This is a genomic window from Microbispora sp. NPDC004025 (genome assembly GCF_053604425.1).
Map to the genome: position 1 here is coordinate 162,680 of NZ_JBSGHN010000008.1, position 14,142 is coordinate 176,821.

General features: G+C 73.2%; 11 protein-coding genes. 5 read left to right on the forward strand and 6 right to left on the reverse strand.

Going from position 1 to position 14,142, the window contains the following annotated elements; genetic code table 11:
- Window positions 1-29: 29 nt before the first annotated feature.
- Both ACWEQG_RS21485 and ACWEQG_RS21490 read right to left on the reverse strand, forming a co-directional pair.
- Window positions 30-1,160, reverse strand: a complete 1,131-nt coding sequence (locus ACWEQG_RS21485; protein ID WP_452287048.1) for a PP2C family protein-serine/threonine phosphatase — start codon at window positions 1,158-1,160, stop codon at window positions 30-32.
- Window positions 1,161-1,952, reverse strand: a complete 792-nt coding sequence (locus tag ACWEQG_RS21490; protein ID WP_452287050.1) for an alpha/beta fold hydrolase — start codon at window positions 1,950-1,952, stop codon at window positions 1,161-1,163.
- A gap of 274 nt (window positions 1,953-2,226) precedes the next feature.
- On the opposite strand from ACWEQG_RS21490, the gene ACWEQG_RS21495 reads away from it, so the two are divergent.
- Window positions 2,227-2,643: a CBS domain-containing protein gene (locus ACWEQG_RS21495; RefSeq protein WP_452287052.1), complete on the forward strand. Its 417-nt coding sequence runs from the start codon at window positions 2,227-2,229 to the stop codon at window positions 2,641-2,643.
- 92 nt (window positions 2,644-2,735) lie between these two features.
- Here the strand turns inward: ACWEQG_RS21495 and ACWEQG_RS21500 are convergent, their stop codons facing one another.
- Window positions 2,736-3,260 carry a hypothetical protein gene (locus tag ACWEQG_RS21500; RefSeq protein WP_452287053.1) on the reverse strand — a complete coding sequence of 175 codons (525 nt, stop codon included), beginning with the start codon at window positions 3,258-3,260 and terminating at the stop codon, window positions 2,736-2,738.
- A 75-nt stretch (window positions 3,261-3,335) separates the two neighbouring features.
- On the reverse strand, window positions 3,336-5,732 hold the full coding sequence (locus tag ACWEQG_RS21505) for a ThuA domain-containing protein (protein WP_452287055.1): 2,397 nt from the start codon (window positions 5,730-5,732) through the stop codon (window positions 3,336-3,338).
- A gap of 430 nt (window positions 5,733-6,162) precedes the next feature.
- On the opposite strand from ACWEQG_RS21505, the gene ACWEQG_RS21510 reads away from it, so the two are divergent.
- From ACWEQG_RS21510 to ACWEQG_RS21520, 3 genes are read left to right on the forward strand one after another with little or no spacing between them, the layout of a single operon-like run.
- A complete protein-coding gene (locus tag ACWEQG_RS21510; protein ID WP_363472042.1) occupies window positions 6,163-6,573 on the forward strand; it encodes a hypothetical protein in 411 nt (136 codons plus the stop codon).
- A gap of 22 nt (window positions 6,574-6,595) precedes the next feature.
- Window positions 6,596-7,069 carry a DUF6789 family protein gene (locus ACWEQG_RS21515; protein ID WP_452287056.1) on the forward strand — a complete coding sequence of 158 codons (474 nt, stop codon included), beginning with the start codon at window positions 6,596-6,598 and terminating at the stop codon, window positions 7,067-7,069.
- Window positions 7,066-7,881: an SDR family NAD(P)-dependent oxidoreductase gene (locus ACWEQG_RS21520; RefSeq protein WP_452287058.1), complete on the forward strand. Its 816-nt coding sequence runs from the start codon at window positions 7,066-7,068 to the stop codon at window positions 7,879-7,881. The genes ACWEQG_RS21515 and ACWEQG_RS21520 overlap by 4 nt, the downstream gene beginning before the upstream one ends.
- A gap of 190 nt (window positions 7,882-8,071) precedes the next feature.
- Here the strand turns inward: ACWEQG_RS21520 and ACWEQG_RS21525 are convergent, their stop codons facing one another.
- Window positions 8,072-8,497, reverse strand: coding sequence for a PPOX class F420-dependent oxidoreductase (locus ACWEQG_RS21525; RefSeq protein ID WP_452287060.1), 426 nt, complete (start codon window positions 8,495-8,497; stop codon window positions 8,072-8,074).
- A gap of 399 nt (window positions 8,498-8,896) precedes the next feature.
- Between ACWEQG_RS21525 and ACWEQG_RS21530 the strand changes: the two genes are divergently transcribed.
- Window positions 8,897-11,122: a M4 family metallopeptidase gene (locus ACWEQG_RS21530; protein WP_452287062.1), complete on the forward strand. Its 2,226-nt coding sequence runs from the start codon at window positions 8,897-8,899 to the stop codon at window positions 11,120-11,122.
- A 61-nt stretch (window positions 11,123-11,183) separates the two neighbouring features.
- On the opposite strand, the gene ACWEQG_RS21535 is transcribed toward ACWEQG_RS21530, so the two are convergent.
- Window positions 11,184-14,078, reverse strand: coding sequence for a helix-turn-helix transcriptional regulator (locus ACWEQG_RS21535; RefSeq protein WP_452287064.1), 2,895 nt, complete (start codon window positions 14,076-14,078; stop codon window positions 11,184-11,186).
- Window positions 14,079-14,142 lie beyond the last annotated feature (64 nt).

A 14,142-nucleotide genomic window follows, 5' to 3' on the forward strand; every position in this document is an offset into this window, starting at 1 on the left:
GCCGTCCCGCGTCTGCCGGCGCGGGCGGGTCAGCCGGGGATCTTGAGCACGACGAGGGCGATGTCGTCGCGGGTCAGCCCGGACTGGAAGGCGACGGCGTCGTCCACGATCGCGTCGGCGATCCCGTCCGCCTCCAAGGCGTGGGCATCGCCCAGCAGGCGGCGCAGCCGCTCCTCGCCGTACAGTTCCCCGTCCCTGCGCGCCTCGACGACGCCGTCGGTGTAGAAGAGGACCGCGTCGCCGGGCGCGAGATCGACGTCGACGTCGGTAAGCCTGACGCTGGGCAGCAGGCCGAGGACGTTGCCCGGCCGCCCGATCTCGCCGACCGCCTCTCCCCGGGCCCGCAGCGGAGGCGGGTGACCGGCCAGGGAGAGCGTGAGCCGGAAGTGCGGGCCGGCGGACGCGAGCTGGCCGTACACGGCCGTCACGAACCGGCCCGCCCGCTCGCGCAGCAGGGTCCGGTTGAGCGCGGACAGGACCGCCGAGGGGCTGGGCTCCCGGATCGGCGCGGCCCGCAGCGTGTAGCGGGCCAGGCTGGTGACGACGGCGGCCTCCACCCCCTTGCCGCACACGTCGCCGAGGGCGAGGGCCCAGCCGCCGGCGGTCTCGTACATGTCGTAGAAGTCGCCGCCCACCAGCTCGCCGTTTCCGGCCGGCCGGAACGCCCCGGCGACCTGGAGCCCCGGGATCGTCGGCAGCGCCGGCGGGATGAAGCTGCGCTGCAGGGTGCGGGCCAGCTCGCGCGCCTCGGCCTCCGACCGCTCGGCCCGCTGGCGGGCGCGCAGCAGTTCGCGCTCGTACTCCCGCCGGTCGGTCGCGGCGAAGACGCAGAAGCGGATGACCCTCGGATCGTCGCGCATCACCGCGTTGAGCAGCACCGGCAGCCGGGTGCCGTCGGCGCGGCGCACGTCGACCGCGATCTCGCGGACGACCGACTGCATCGCGAGCAGCGGGGCGAAGTGGGTCTCGTAGAAGATGCGGTCGCCGACGGCCAGCAGGTTCTGGATCCGCATGCCGCCGGTGAGCGCGCCGGGGTCGTACCCGGTGAGCTCGAGCAGCGTCCGGTTGACCCGGACGATCGTCCCGTCGGGCAGGGTGGACAGGTGGCCGCAGGGCGCGTGCTCGTAGAGATCCTCGAAGTCCTCCTCGGCGAGGCTCACCTACAGGAACGCCTTGATCGCGGAGATGGTCTCCTCGGGCGCGCTCAGGTTGGGGCAGTGCCCGGTGGCCCGCATCAGCACCAGTTCGCTGCCGGGGAGGTTCTCGTGGACGAACTTGCCGACCTCCACGGGGGCGATCACGTCGTCGGAGCACTGCAGGATCAGGCTGCGCACCGGCACCCGGGACAGGTCGGCCCGGTTGTCCGACATGAACGTGACGGTGGCGAACCGCCTGGCGATGTCCGGGTCGGTACGGCAGAAGCTGTTGGTCAGCTCGGCCCCCAGCTCGGGGCGGTCCGGGTTGCCCATGATGACCGGGGCCATGGCGCTGGACCAGCCGAGGTAGTTGCTGTCGAGCGACTCCAGCAGCTCCTCGATGTCGGCCGCGCTGAAGCCGCCGACGTAGCCCTCGTCGTCGATGTAGCGAGGCGAGGGCCCGACCATCACCAGCGCCCCGAACCGCGCCGGCTCCCTGATGGCCGCCAGCGCGCCGATCATGGCGCTCACCGAGTGGCCGACGAAGACGGCGTCGGTCAGGTCGAGCTCGGCACAGATGTCCAGCACGTCCTGCGCGTAGCCCTGCAGGGAGGAGTAACGCTCCGGGGAGTAGGCCGACAGGTCGGAGTCGCCGGCCCCCACGTAGTCGAACAGGACGATCCTGTACTCGTCCTCGAAGGCGGGAGCGACCAGGCGCCACATGTTCTGGTCGCACCCGAAACCGTGGGCGAAGACCATCGGGCGGCCGTCCGGCCGGCCGGTGATTCGCACGTTGTTACGCACCATCACACTCATGACGCGCAAGCGTACGCACCGATTCACTATCGGTGTAATTCGGGGCGGAATCCGGATGGCCGTGTACGCCGTGCCGTCGGGGGTAGGCGGCGGGAGTCCCCTACTCCCCCTGGAGGCGCGAGATCTCGTTCCCGCACGACATCGTCCGGCTGTCGTCCGGCGTGGCCGCGGTCATGCCGGCTCGCGGGACGGTCACCGACGGGGTGTGAGCCGGGGTTCCTTCCCGCGGCCGTCCTCCGGCCGCGCGGACGACACACGAAAGAAGGGAGAACGCATGACGACCGCTCGCGACATCATGACCCCCCGGGCCGAGTGCGTGAACGCGGACGAGACCGTCCTCGACGCCGCGCGGAAGATGGCGCGCCTCGGCGTGGGCTCGCTGCCGATCTGCGGCACCGACGACCGTCTCAAGGGCGTGCTGACCGACCGCGACATCGTCGTGAAGGTGCTGGCCCAGGGCAAGGACCCCAAGTCGTGCCAGGCCGGTGAGCTCGCCAAGGGCGAGGCCGTGACGATCGGCGCGGACGACGACGCGGCCGAGATCCTGAACACGATGGCCACGCACAAGGTCCGGCGGCTGCCGGTCATCGACGGCCACGAGCTGGTGGGGATCGTCGCGCTGGCCGACGTGGCCCGCGCTCTGCCCGACCGCCCGGTGGGCGACCTCGTGGACGCCATCAGCACCGACTGACGTGCGCCGCCGCACGTTTCTCCGAGCCCCGGCCCTCCCGGCCGGGGCTCCGTGCGTGCGGGGCCGTACCGCGGCCGGTGCCGGCGCGGCCCTCATCCCGCGTCGCCGTGTCCGGCCACCTGGCCGAGGGCCCTGCTGCCGGCCAGCTCCGACAGCCGCATCGTGTCGACGCCGTCGCAGACCAGCTCGGTCGAGGCGATCACGGCACGCACCGCGGCGGAGTCGTCCCCCGGCACGGCCACGGTCGCGGTCTGCAGGTACGTCCAGTCGCGCAGCGCCCGCAACGACGCGGCGGGCAGCCGCGCCGAGTACTCGATCACCAGGGCGTCGTCCTTGACGAGCAGGTGGTCGAGGCTCGCCCTGGTGGGGATGTCCTGGTCGGACGGGCTGTAGAAGGACTGGGCCGGGTGCGTCCAGGAGGTCGTCTCGCCGGGCGGCGTGCGCGGTCGCATGTCGCACGTGACCGGGGACGACGCCGTGCCGTCCGCCCCGGAGCCGGTCGCGGCCGGGCGCACTGCGGAGGACGTGCCGGAGGGCGACGCGCCGCATCCGACGCACCCGGCGCAGAACGCTAGCGACAGCGCGGCGAGTGCGACCCGGGTGAGGGCCTGGCGCATCGATCCACTCCTTGTCTCGTGGGGCGGGCTCCGGCGGCCCGGGCGCGGTGCGCGCCCGGGCCGCCGGAGCGGGGGTCAGCGCCCGCTGACCTTGAGGGACGCCGAACGGGAGACGATCTCGCCGGTCGGGTCGGTCACGCGGACCCGATACTCGGAGCCGGACAGCTCCCGCGTCGCCGTGACGGCGATCGCGAACGACGTCTCGCCGGCCATGTCGGCCCACTCGGACGAGCCCGGCGACTTCACCTGCCACTGGTAGGCGACGTTGCGGCCCTCGGCGGGCGCGGCGAAGACCGCGTCCTCACCGTTGCCCACGGCCGTCGTCTTGGGCTGGGACACGATCCTCAGGTGCACGCTCTTGTCGTCGAGCACCTTCATCCACTCGACGAGCTCGTGCGCCCGGTCCACGATCGTGCTGTGGGCACGTCCGCCCAGGGTGGAGCCGGCCAGCTGACGGAACGCCTTGGCCTGCGCGAGCGCATCGGCGTAGTCCTTCACCCGGTAGGCGTCGTACGACGCGGTGAGCGCCTGGTTCAGGCCGGCGGCCAGGTCGGCGCCGACGGAACCGTCCGCAGCGCCGGCGGCGACGAGCTTGCGCAGCTCCTCGTGGCTGACGCAGTTCGCCTCGGTCTGGCCGGCGGCCCACTTCACGCCCTCGAGGATGTTCTTCTGGAACAACGGGTCGAGGGTGTTCGCCCAGTTGTGCAGCAGCGCCTGGGTGAACGCGCGCCCGCCGTCGTAGTTCTGGCACCACGAGATCGGGTGGTCGGCGCCCTCGACGCGGCCGGCGCCGGCCCCGATGCTGCCGACGTACGACGCCTCGTTCAGCGTCTGCAGGACGTGAACCTTCTCACGCGGCAGGAAGGTCCAGTTGTAGAGCTCGTCCACGATCTTGAGCTTCTCGGGGAACTGACGCGTGGCCGGGTTGGTGCCGTCCTCGGTCACCAGCTCGCCGATGTTGCAGGCCCCGCAGGTGTTCTGGATGCCGCCGCCGTTGGAGCCGTGGTTGTCGAACTCGCCGCCGGCCAGGCCCTTGTACCAGTCCCACTGGTGCATGGAGTCGGTGGCGCCGTGCAGGGCGACGAAGCCGCCGCCGTTGTTGATGTACTGCTTGAGGACGGCCTGCTCGTTCACCTTGACGTTGGGGTCGGCCGCGGTGGGCCGGGCCGTGGAGAACGTGTCGTTGCCGACGCTCGAGACGCCGATGACGACGTCGTATTGGGACAGGCGCTCGATGCTCTCGAAGGGGTTCGGCACCGAGACGTCGGGGCTGAGGTAGTCGTACACGTCGACGTCGAAGTTGTTGGCCCGGCCCAGGTCCTGCAGCACGGCCATGGTGAGCGGAATGTGCTCGTGCCGGAAGGCGCCCGGCTTGTTGCCAAAGGCGAGCACCCTGAACTTCGGCTTCTCGTTGCGCACGGACTCGGTCGGGAGCCGGAACGGAGCGCGTTCCATGCCGCGCGCCGCGCTCACGGTGACGCCGGTGGCCACGGCGGGGTGCTCGACCCCCCGGAGCTCCTCGACCAGGTAGGCGGCGTCCTTCACGAGGGAGTCGCGCATGTAGCCCTCGGGCACGACCTGGGCTGCCAGCGCGCCGAAGCGGGTCAGCGCGGCCACGGCGGCGTCGCCGCCGGCGTCGGCCTGGGTGAGCAGCGCCTGCAGGCGGCCGCCGTTCGACGCCGAGACCTTTCCGGCGGTGACATAACGCTGGACGAGGGCGCGCAGGTCCGCGACCGAGGTGGTGATCTCGAAGGTCAGGGTGTACTTGGCGCCGTTGCCGGCGGAGTCGCCGAGGGTGACCGCCCACGTGTGCGCGCCGACGGACAGGGTGGCCGGGTCGAGCGGCAGCGGGTAGGTCCACTTGTCGTCGACCCACATGTCCCGCACCGCCGTGCCGCCGGACCCGGGGGTGGGGTCGGTCCGCGTCGGCGTGATGGACGAGGCCGCCGCGCTGTGCGGCACCTTGCCGCCGACGACGCCCGGCCAGGCGGCGACCGGCGGTTTGGTGTCGATCCGCACGCTGATCGTCCTGGCGGCCGAGGCGTTGCCGGCGGCGTCGACCGCCACGTAGCGGACCGTGCTGTTGCGGTCGCCCGTGACGACGTAGGTGGCCGTGCCGCGGGTGCCGTTCCGGACGGCCGGGACCTCGACGGCGGCCTCCGTACCCACCGTCACGCGGAACGACGCGACGGCGTCGTCATCCGTGGCGGACAGGTTCAGCGTCACCTCGCCGTTGGTGAACCAGCCGTTGGCCCCGGTCGTGGTCGACGGGGTGTACGCGGTGTTCGTCGCGCCGTTGTAGTTCGGCTCGGCGGCCGGCGACAGCGTGGCAGCGTCGAGAACGGGCGCCGCTCCGGACTCGGCGGCGGAGGCCGCACCCGGAGAGCCGAGCACCAGGGCCGGCACCGCGAGCACGGCGGCGGCCAGAGCCGACCGCGACCGCAGCCCGGGACGTGTGCGAGAGGATCGCATGTCACTCCTCTTGTCGGGACGAAAAGCGCATCGCGCCTTGGAGCGCCGACCCCACGAGCGCCGACCCCGATGAGGCGATGATCTACGGATTAACGCGATGACTTCCGGAAGTGTGAGCCGCGTCTCGAAACTTTGTCAACAATCTGACAGACTTTCGTCTCAAACATAAAAAGTTACTGACAGGAGTGAGATAGACCCTGCTCCAGCTGTCAGTACTTCTCCCACGCGCAGCAGAAGTCGCCATCCACGCAGGAGGGAGGCCGGGCGCTCGCACCCGGACGGGACGCGCCCTGTTTGATCCCAGTCGGGAGGGTATGGCGGCTTTGGGGCGCCTGCCCGGCGGGAGCCGGGGGCGGCGCCGCGACGACAGGGCCCGCGGCACACGTGCTCGAATCCCGGGCCCGGACCCGAGACGCCGGGAGGGGTGGCGATGACCGACGACACCACCGCGGGCAAACCGCAGCGCTACGCCTTCGACTTCGACCCCCGATTCGCCCCGCTGCTGTCGGTCCTGGGCATCCGCCCGGACACCGCCGGCGTCCTGGTCGGCCCGGGCACCCTGCGGGTCCGGTTCGGGCCGTGGGTGACCGAGACCCCGCTGGCCAACGTCTCCGGGGTCGAGACGACCGGCCCCTACTCCCCGTTCCGGGCGATCGGCGTCCACGTGTCGCTCGCCGACCGGGGCCTGACGTTCGCCACCAACGCCCGCAGCGGGCTGTGCGTGCGGTTCCACGAGCCGATCCGGGGCGGCGAGCCGTTCGGGCTGCTGCGCCATCCCGGTCTCACCGTGACGGTCGCCGATCCCGCGGGACTCGCCGAGAAGCTCTCCCGACGTCTGTAGCAGCCTCCGTGGAGGGAGAACCTTGATCCGCCAACTCGTACGCGGCGCGGCCGCCGGCGCGCTGTCCACCGTCACGATGAGCGCGGTGATGCTCGCCGGGCAGAAGACCGGCCTGATGCCGGGCCAGCCGCCCAAGCACATCGTGAGGGCGGCCCTGCCGGGCCACCGGCACCGGCCGAAACCCGGGGAGAACGTCCTCGGCGCCGCCGCGCACCTCGGCTTCGGCACCGCCTGCGGCTCGGCGTTCGCGCTGCTCACCCGCGGGCGCGGGGCCGGCGTCCCCCTCGGCGTCGGCTACGCCCTGCTGATCTGGCTCGGCGCCTACGAGGGGTGGGTGCCGGCTTTGAACATCCTGCCGCCCGCCTCGCGCGACCCCGCGCGCGGCCGCCCGGTGGTCATGGCCGCGGCGCACGTGGTGTACGGCACCACGCTGGCGCTCGCGGTCCGCGCCATGTGCGGAAAGGGCGGACGGAACGACGTGAAGGAGGAGAGATGACGACGACGGAACGGCCCCTGGCGCTCGTGACGGGCGCCTCCAGCGGCATCGGTTACGAGCTCGCCAGGCAGTTCGCCCAGCACGGCTTCGACGTGGTGGTCACGGCGGAGGACGAGGAGCTCACCACCGCCGCCGAGTCACTGAAGGAGTACGGCGGGCAGGTCACGCCGGTGCGCGCCGACCTCACCCGCTACGACGAGGTGGAGCGGCTGTGGACCGCGACCGTCGCGGCCGGGCGCCCGCTGGACGCCGTCGCGATCAACGCGGGCGTCGGCGTGGGCGGCGCCTTCGCCCGCGAGACCTCGCTGGAGGCCGAGCTCGAACTCATCGAGCTCAACGTCACCTCCGCCGTGCACCTGGCCAAACGCGCCGTGGCGGCCATGACCACCCGCGGCACGGGGAAGATCCTGTTCACGTCGTCGGTCGCCGCGCTCACGCCCGGGCCGTTCGAGGCCGTGTACGCCGCCAGCAAGGCGTTCCTCCACTCGTTCGCCGAGGCCCTGCGGGGCGAGCTGAAGGACTCGGGGGTCACCGTCACCTCGCTCCTGCCGGGACCGACCGACACCGAGTTCTTCGAGCGGGCCGGCATGGAGGACACGCGGGTGGGCTCGGGCAAGAAGGACGACCCGGCCGAGGTCGCCCGGCAGGGCTTCGACGCGCTGATGAAGGGCGACGACAAGGTCGTCGCCGGGTCCTTCATGAACAAGGTCCAGGCCGTGGCGGGCCGCGTCACCCCGGACACGGCCAAGGCCGCCGTGCACCGCCGCATGGCCGAACCCGGCAAGGGCGGCACGTCCGGCAAGGACGAGTAGGTTCCTCCGAGCGAGGGCCAGCGAGGGGCGGGGACCACCCGCCCCTCGGCGTGTACGGAGGTCGCCGGCAGGCCGGGCTCTCGGTGCACGGTCCTCGTCACCGGCGTCGGCGGCTCGGCCCGGGAGGTGTGCGCGGCGAGGTGGCCCATCGTCGTGCGGGCCTTCGGCGCGGAATCGGCCGGCGTGGCGGTCAGCCGGCGACGTCCTTGAAGGCGACGACCCTGACGACGCGCAACCGCACCAGGAACTCCCCCGCGACGCCGTTGCGCCTGCCGTACTCCTCGGCCCGGTCCTCCCCCATGTAGCGGCCGCCGAGCACCGTCGCCCAGTGACGCACCTCGTCGAGGTCGTCCGACAGCGTCGCCTCTCCCTCGACCATCACGTACGAGTACGGCGGCCGCTGGTCGTCGACGCACAGGGCCGCGCGTGGTTCACGCCGCAGTTCGCGGGCCTTCACGCTGCTCTCGTGCGTGGTGAAAACCACGTCGTCCCCGTCGAGGGCGAACCAGATCGGGGTCACGTGCGGCCGGCCGTCCGCCCTGGTGACGGCGAGTTTGCCGGTCCTGGTGCCGCTCGTCGCGAACTCCCGCCACTCCGCCTCGGTCATCCTTTCCATGGCCCCCCAAGCTAGTGCCACTCCCCGGCCATCCGCCTCGGCGGCCGTTTCTTACGCCCTACGCACCAACGCAGTCGCTTTTCCGTAGATGTACGGATATCGCTACGGATGTTCGAGTCCCGACCATGGTTCTAACGTCGCGCACGGGCCGGTTTTCCCGGCCGGGTCGGCGAAGCGAGGAGCCACGTGACGTAGAACCCTCCTTTTCTCCCAGCCTTTCCCGCCATGGGAGAGACGTGTCCGGTCGTACCCCGCACAGCGGACATCCCCCTCCATTTCTCTCATCACCCCCCAGTTCCCACGGCGTCGGCCGCCCGGGCTCATCTCCCGGCCGCGCGACCGCCGGTGCCCGCCCATAAGGCGGGACGCCGCGTGGGAGGCAGAGAAAGGAAGACGCCCATGAGGCGCACAGCACTGCTCGCGGCGGCCGCCGCACTGGCCGTGACCGGCGTCGTGGCACCCCCCACCGCCGCCGCCGCGAAGCCCCCGCCCGGCAGCGAGACCGCGGTGAGGTCCCTCGCCGACGACCCGGCGCAGCGGGCCGCGGCCGCGGCCGACCAGGCCGTAGCGAGCGGCCTGGACGACCTGCGTGTGTCCCCCAGCGAGACCTACCGGCGCACCGCCGTGACGGCGGGCGGCGGCATGTTCTACGTCACCTACGAGCGCGCGTACAAGGGCCTGCCCGTGGTGGGCGGCGACGCGGTCGTGGTCACCGACGCCAACGGGCGGGTGCGCGACTCGGAGGCGGCCTCCGGCGCCCTCCCCCTGGGCGTGCCGACCTCGCCGACGGTAGCCGCCGAGACCGCCACGGCGACGGCGAAGACCGTGCTGTCGCGCGTCGACGACAGCGCCGCACCGCGCCTGGTGGTCCTGGCATGGGGCGCCCAGCCCCGCCTGGCGTGGGAGGCCGTGGTCTCCGGCATCGCCGACGGCAAGCCGAGCATCCAGCACGTCTTCGTCGACGCGACGACCGGTGAGATCGCCGACTCCTACGACCAGGTGAGGGCCGGCACCGGCAACGGCTACTACTACGGCACGGTCACCATCAACACCAGCGGCTCCGGCACGTCGTACTCGATGACCGACTCCACCCGCAGCGGCCTCAGATGCGGCGGGCAGAACGGCTCGGCCTACACCGGCACCGACGACTCCTGGGGCAACGGCGGCGGAACCAACCTGGAGACCGCCTGCGTGGACGCGCTCTACGGCGTGCAGCGCGAGTGGGACATGCTGCGCGACTGGCTCGGCCGCAACGGCATCAACGGCAACGGCGGCGGCTTCCCCGCCCGCGTCGGCCTCAACCAGGTCAACGCGTACTGGAACGGCAGCTACACCAACTTCGGCCACTCGCAGGACAACGCCCGCCAGGCCACTCCGATCGACGTCGTGGCGCACGAGTTCGGCCACGCCATCTTCCAGACGACCCCCGGAAGCGCCGGCTCGGGCAACGAGAACGGCGGCCTGAACGAGGCCACAGGCGACATCTTCGGAGCGCTCACCGAGGCGTACGCCAACAACCCGAACGACCCGCCGGACTACCAGGTGGGCGAGGAGGTCGACCTCGTCGGCGACGGGCCGATCCGCTACATGTACAACCCGTCCCTCGCCGGCGATCCCAACTGCTACTCCTCCTCGATCCCGAGCACGGAGGTCCACTCCGCGGCCGGTCCGCTGAACCACTGGTTCTACCTGCTCGCCGAGGGCTCGTCCCCGGGCGGCGGCAAGCCGAGCAGCCCGATCTGCTCCGGCGGCTCCTCGGTGACCGGCATCGGCATCCAGAAGGCCGGCAAGATCTACATGGGCGCGCTGATGCGCAAGACCTCGACCTGGAAGTACGTCAACGTCAGGACCGCGTCGCTGGCGGCGGCGGTCGAGCTGTACGGCGCGAGCAGCGCCGAGTGCGCGGCCACCAAGGCGGCGTGGAGCGCCGCCGGCGTGCCGGCGCAGTCGGGCGAGCCGAGCTGCAGCTCCTCCGGCAGCGACTTCTCCCTGTCGCTCAGCCCCACCGCGGGCACGGTGACGCCCGGTCAGTCGGCGACCGCCACGGTCGCGACGGCCACCACCTCGGGCAGCGCGCAGACGGTGAGCCTCAGCGCCTCCGGGCTTCCGTCCGGCGCCGGCGCGAGCTTCAGCCCGTCGTCGGTGAGCTCGGGCGGGTCCTCCACGCTGACCGTCTCCACCAGCGCCTCGACCCCGCCCGGCACCTACACCGTCACCGTCACGGGCAGCGGATCGTCGGGCAGCCACACCGCGGCGTACACGCTGACGGTGTCGGGCACTTCCGGCGGGCGCACGTTCACCAACGGCACCGACTACACGATCAGCGACCTGACCACGATCAACAGCTCGATCACCTCGACCGCCACGGGGACGGCGGTCTCCCCGGTGCAGCTGAGCATCACGATCTCGCACACCTGCGCCGAGGACCTGCGGATCAGGCTCCGCGGCCCGAACGGCACCTACTACACGGTCAAGTCCAGCGGCGGACTGAGCTGCACGTCGTTCGGCACCCGCGCCTACTCCGTCCCGGTCACCCAGACGGCGGCGGGCACCTGGACCCTCGAGGTCCGTGACCAGTACACCTACGACACCGGCTACCTCGACTCCTGGAGCATCACGCTCTGAGTGACGGCGGCGCGGCCCCCGGGACCACGCGGTCCCGGGGGTTTCCGCGTCCGGGGGCCGGTCAGGAGGGCGGCGCGATCTGGGTCCGCGACCGGACGCCGAGCTTGCGCAGCACGGTGGCGACGTGGGTCTCGACCGTGCGCGTGGACAGGAAGAGCACGTCGGCGATCTCCCGGTTGGTCCGGCCGAGCGCGACGAGCCGGGCCACCTCCCGCTCCCGCTGCGACAGCGCGCCGGCGCCCCGCCGCCCGCCGCGCGGCAGCGGGACGTCCACCCCGATGTCGCGCAGGGCCCGCCGACACCGGGCGGCGTCGTGGGTCGCGCCGAGCCGGCCGTACCACTGCGCGGCCTCCCGGAACCCCGCCGCCGCGGCCCCGTCCCCCAGCGCGAGCCCGGCCCGCGCCTCAGCCTCGGCCGCCCGCGCCGCCGCGTACGGCTGCGGCAGCGCGGCGTACGCCTCGCGGGCCCGGGCGAAGAAGGCGGCGGCGTCGGCATGCCGCAGCTCGGCGGCGGCGAGCGCGCCCCGGGCGGCGTGCAGCGCGGCGTGCGCCGCGGGCGCCACCCGGTCCGCGATCCCGGCGGCGTACTCGTCCACCAGCTCGGCCGCCGTCCCCGGCCGTCCGGCCCGGGCGAACGCGGCGACGGCGGCCGGGACCAGGCTCGCCCCCCACACCCACACGCCCTTGCGGCGCAGCCGGGCGACCGCCCGCCCGGCCTCCGCGGCCGCCTCGTCCACCGCCCCGCGGGCGAGAAGCAGATCGACGAGCCCTCCGGCGGCGGCCGTCACGACCGGGACGTTGCGGGCGTCCGGGGCGTCCAGCCCGGCGCGGTGGAGCTGCCTGACCGCCTCCTCCCATTCGCCCCTGGCCAGGGCCAGCGATCCGAGCACCAGCCAGAGGTCCACCGCGATCAGCGGCGTCTCCGTGGCCGACTCCCCCAGGGACGCCGCCCGGTCGCGGAGCCCGTCCCACCGCCCGGTGAGCCACTCCCTGCGGATCACGGAGGCGTCGAGGAGGAAGGCGGGATACTGCGCGCCGGTTTCCATTGCGAGCCGCCGGCCCTCCCGGGCGAACCGCTCGGCCGCCGCGTAGAGCCCCACGGTGGTCGCCGAGTCGTGGAGGTTGCAGTACGCCCTGGCGACCTCCCGCCGGACCGCCGGACGCGGATCGGCGACCGGCAGCCGCGCGGCGACGTCGAACGCGCCGGGAGAACCGGTCGTCATCTCGAAGGAGGCCCGGTTGGCCAGGACCGCGGCCGACAGCTCCGGGTTGTCGGCGGTGGCGACGAGCGCCTCGGCGCGGGCCATCCACTCCGCGTGCTCCGCCAGCGACTCGACGCCCCATTCGGGCATCGCGATGCTGGCCCAGCCGCGGGCGGCCAGCGTCGGCCGGTCGCCCAGCTCGGCCAGGGCGGCCAGGATCTCCGGACGCCCCGCGGCGGCGTCGCCCGCCTGGTTGGACAGGACGACGCCCAGGTTGAGGCGCACCTCGCCGCGCACGTCCCGGGACAGGAAGTCACCCCGCAGCACCTGGCGCAGCAGCCGCACCACCCGCTGGTGCGACAGGCCCGTCGCCGCCAGGCGGCTCAGCATCAGCACCAGCGGACCGCGGCCGGTGGCCGGGAGATCGGGGTCGTCGAGCATGCCCTCGATCACCTCGACGGCGAGGGCGGTGTCGCCCAGCGCGGCGGCCTGCCGGGCGGCGGCGGTCCCGTGGCGCACCCAGGCGGCGGTGTCCCCGGCACGCCGGGCGTGGAAGGCCAGCTGCACCAGCGGCGGCGCGTCCGTGGCGGCGAGCGCGGCCATCGCCCTGACGTGCGCCGACCGGCGCTCCGGACCCGGGACGGCGTCGTAGACGGCCTGCTGGGCGAGCGCGTGGCGGAAGCCGTACCGGCCGCCCGGGTGCTCGTGCAGGACCCCGGCGCGCAGCGCCTCGGCCAAGCCGGCGGAGCCCGGCCCGAGCGTGCTCAGCCCGGCGGAGCCCGGCCCAGAGGTGCCCGGCCCGGTGGAACCCCCGGCGACCGCGGTGATCGTCTCCTCGTCCGCGGGCAGCCGCAGCACCGCCGCCGCCCGGACCGCGCTCGCCGCCGCCGGGGACAGCCCCGCCATCCGCTCGGCCATCGCCTCGCGCAGCAGCAGCGGGACGCCGGCGCGGTCGACGGCACGGTCGAGCGAGTCAGGGTCGTCCGCGCCGGGCAGTCCGGCGGGCAGCGATCGGACCAGCTCCTCCACCACGAACGGGATGCCCGCCGTGCGCTCGTGCAGCCGCGCGACGAACCCGGGGGCCAGGTCGGACCGCTCCAGCAGCGCGCCGACCAGGCTTGCCACAGCCGGCACGTCCAGGGGCGCCAGCCGTACGACCACGTTGGCCGTGTCCGGCTGGTGCCGGTAGGCCCGGCCGAGCGGCGGCCCGGCCGTGCCGTCCCGCCGGCAGGTCGCGACCACCGCCAGCCCCTGCGGCGGCTGACCGGCCAGGAAGCGCAGCAGGTCGAGCGTGCCGTCGTCGGCCCAGTGCAGGTCCTCGACGACGAGCACGGCCGGTCCGACGGCCGCCAGCAGGGCGCGTATGGCGCGGAACACCCGGTGGCGCTCGGCCCGCGGGTCGTCCAGGGGCTGGGGCGGCGGCGGCAGCGCGCCGGCCAGCTCGGGAAGGTGGCCGCGGAGCGCACCGGCGACCGGGTTGAGCCGGTGCGCCGCAGGAAGCCGTCCTCTGATGTCCCGCAGCGCCTCGAAGACCGGCCCGTACGGGAACGGCTCGCGGATCTGGTGGCAGTAGCCGAGCAGGACGGCCCTGTCGCCGGACGGCAGGCGGTCGAGCGCGGCGCGTACGAGCCGGGTCTTGCCGATGCCCGCCTCGCCCTCCACCAGCACGACCGCGGGCGGCCGGGTCACCGCGTCGATGAGGGTCCGCAGTTCAGCGGCGCGTCCGACCAGCGGGGGCGAGGGCACGATGCTCATCCACGGCTCCAACCTACGGATTGCGGCCCCCGTATCGGCTACGGCTCAGTTATCCCCGCCCCTT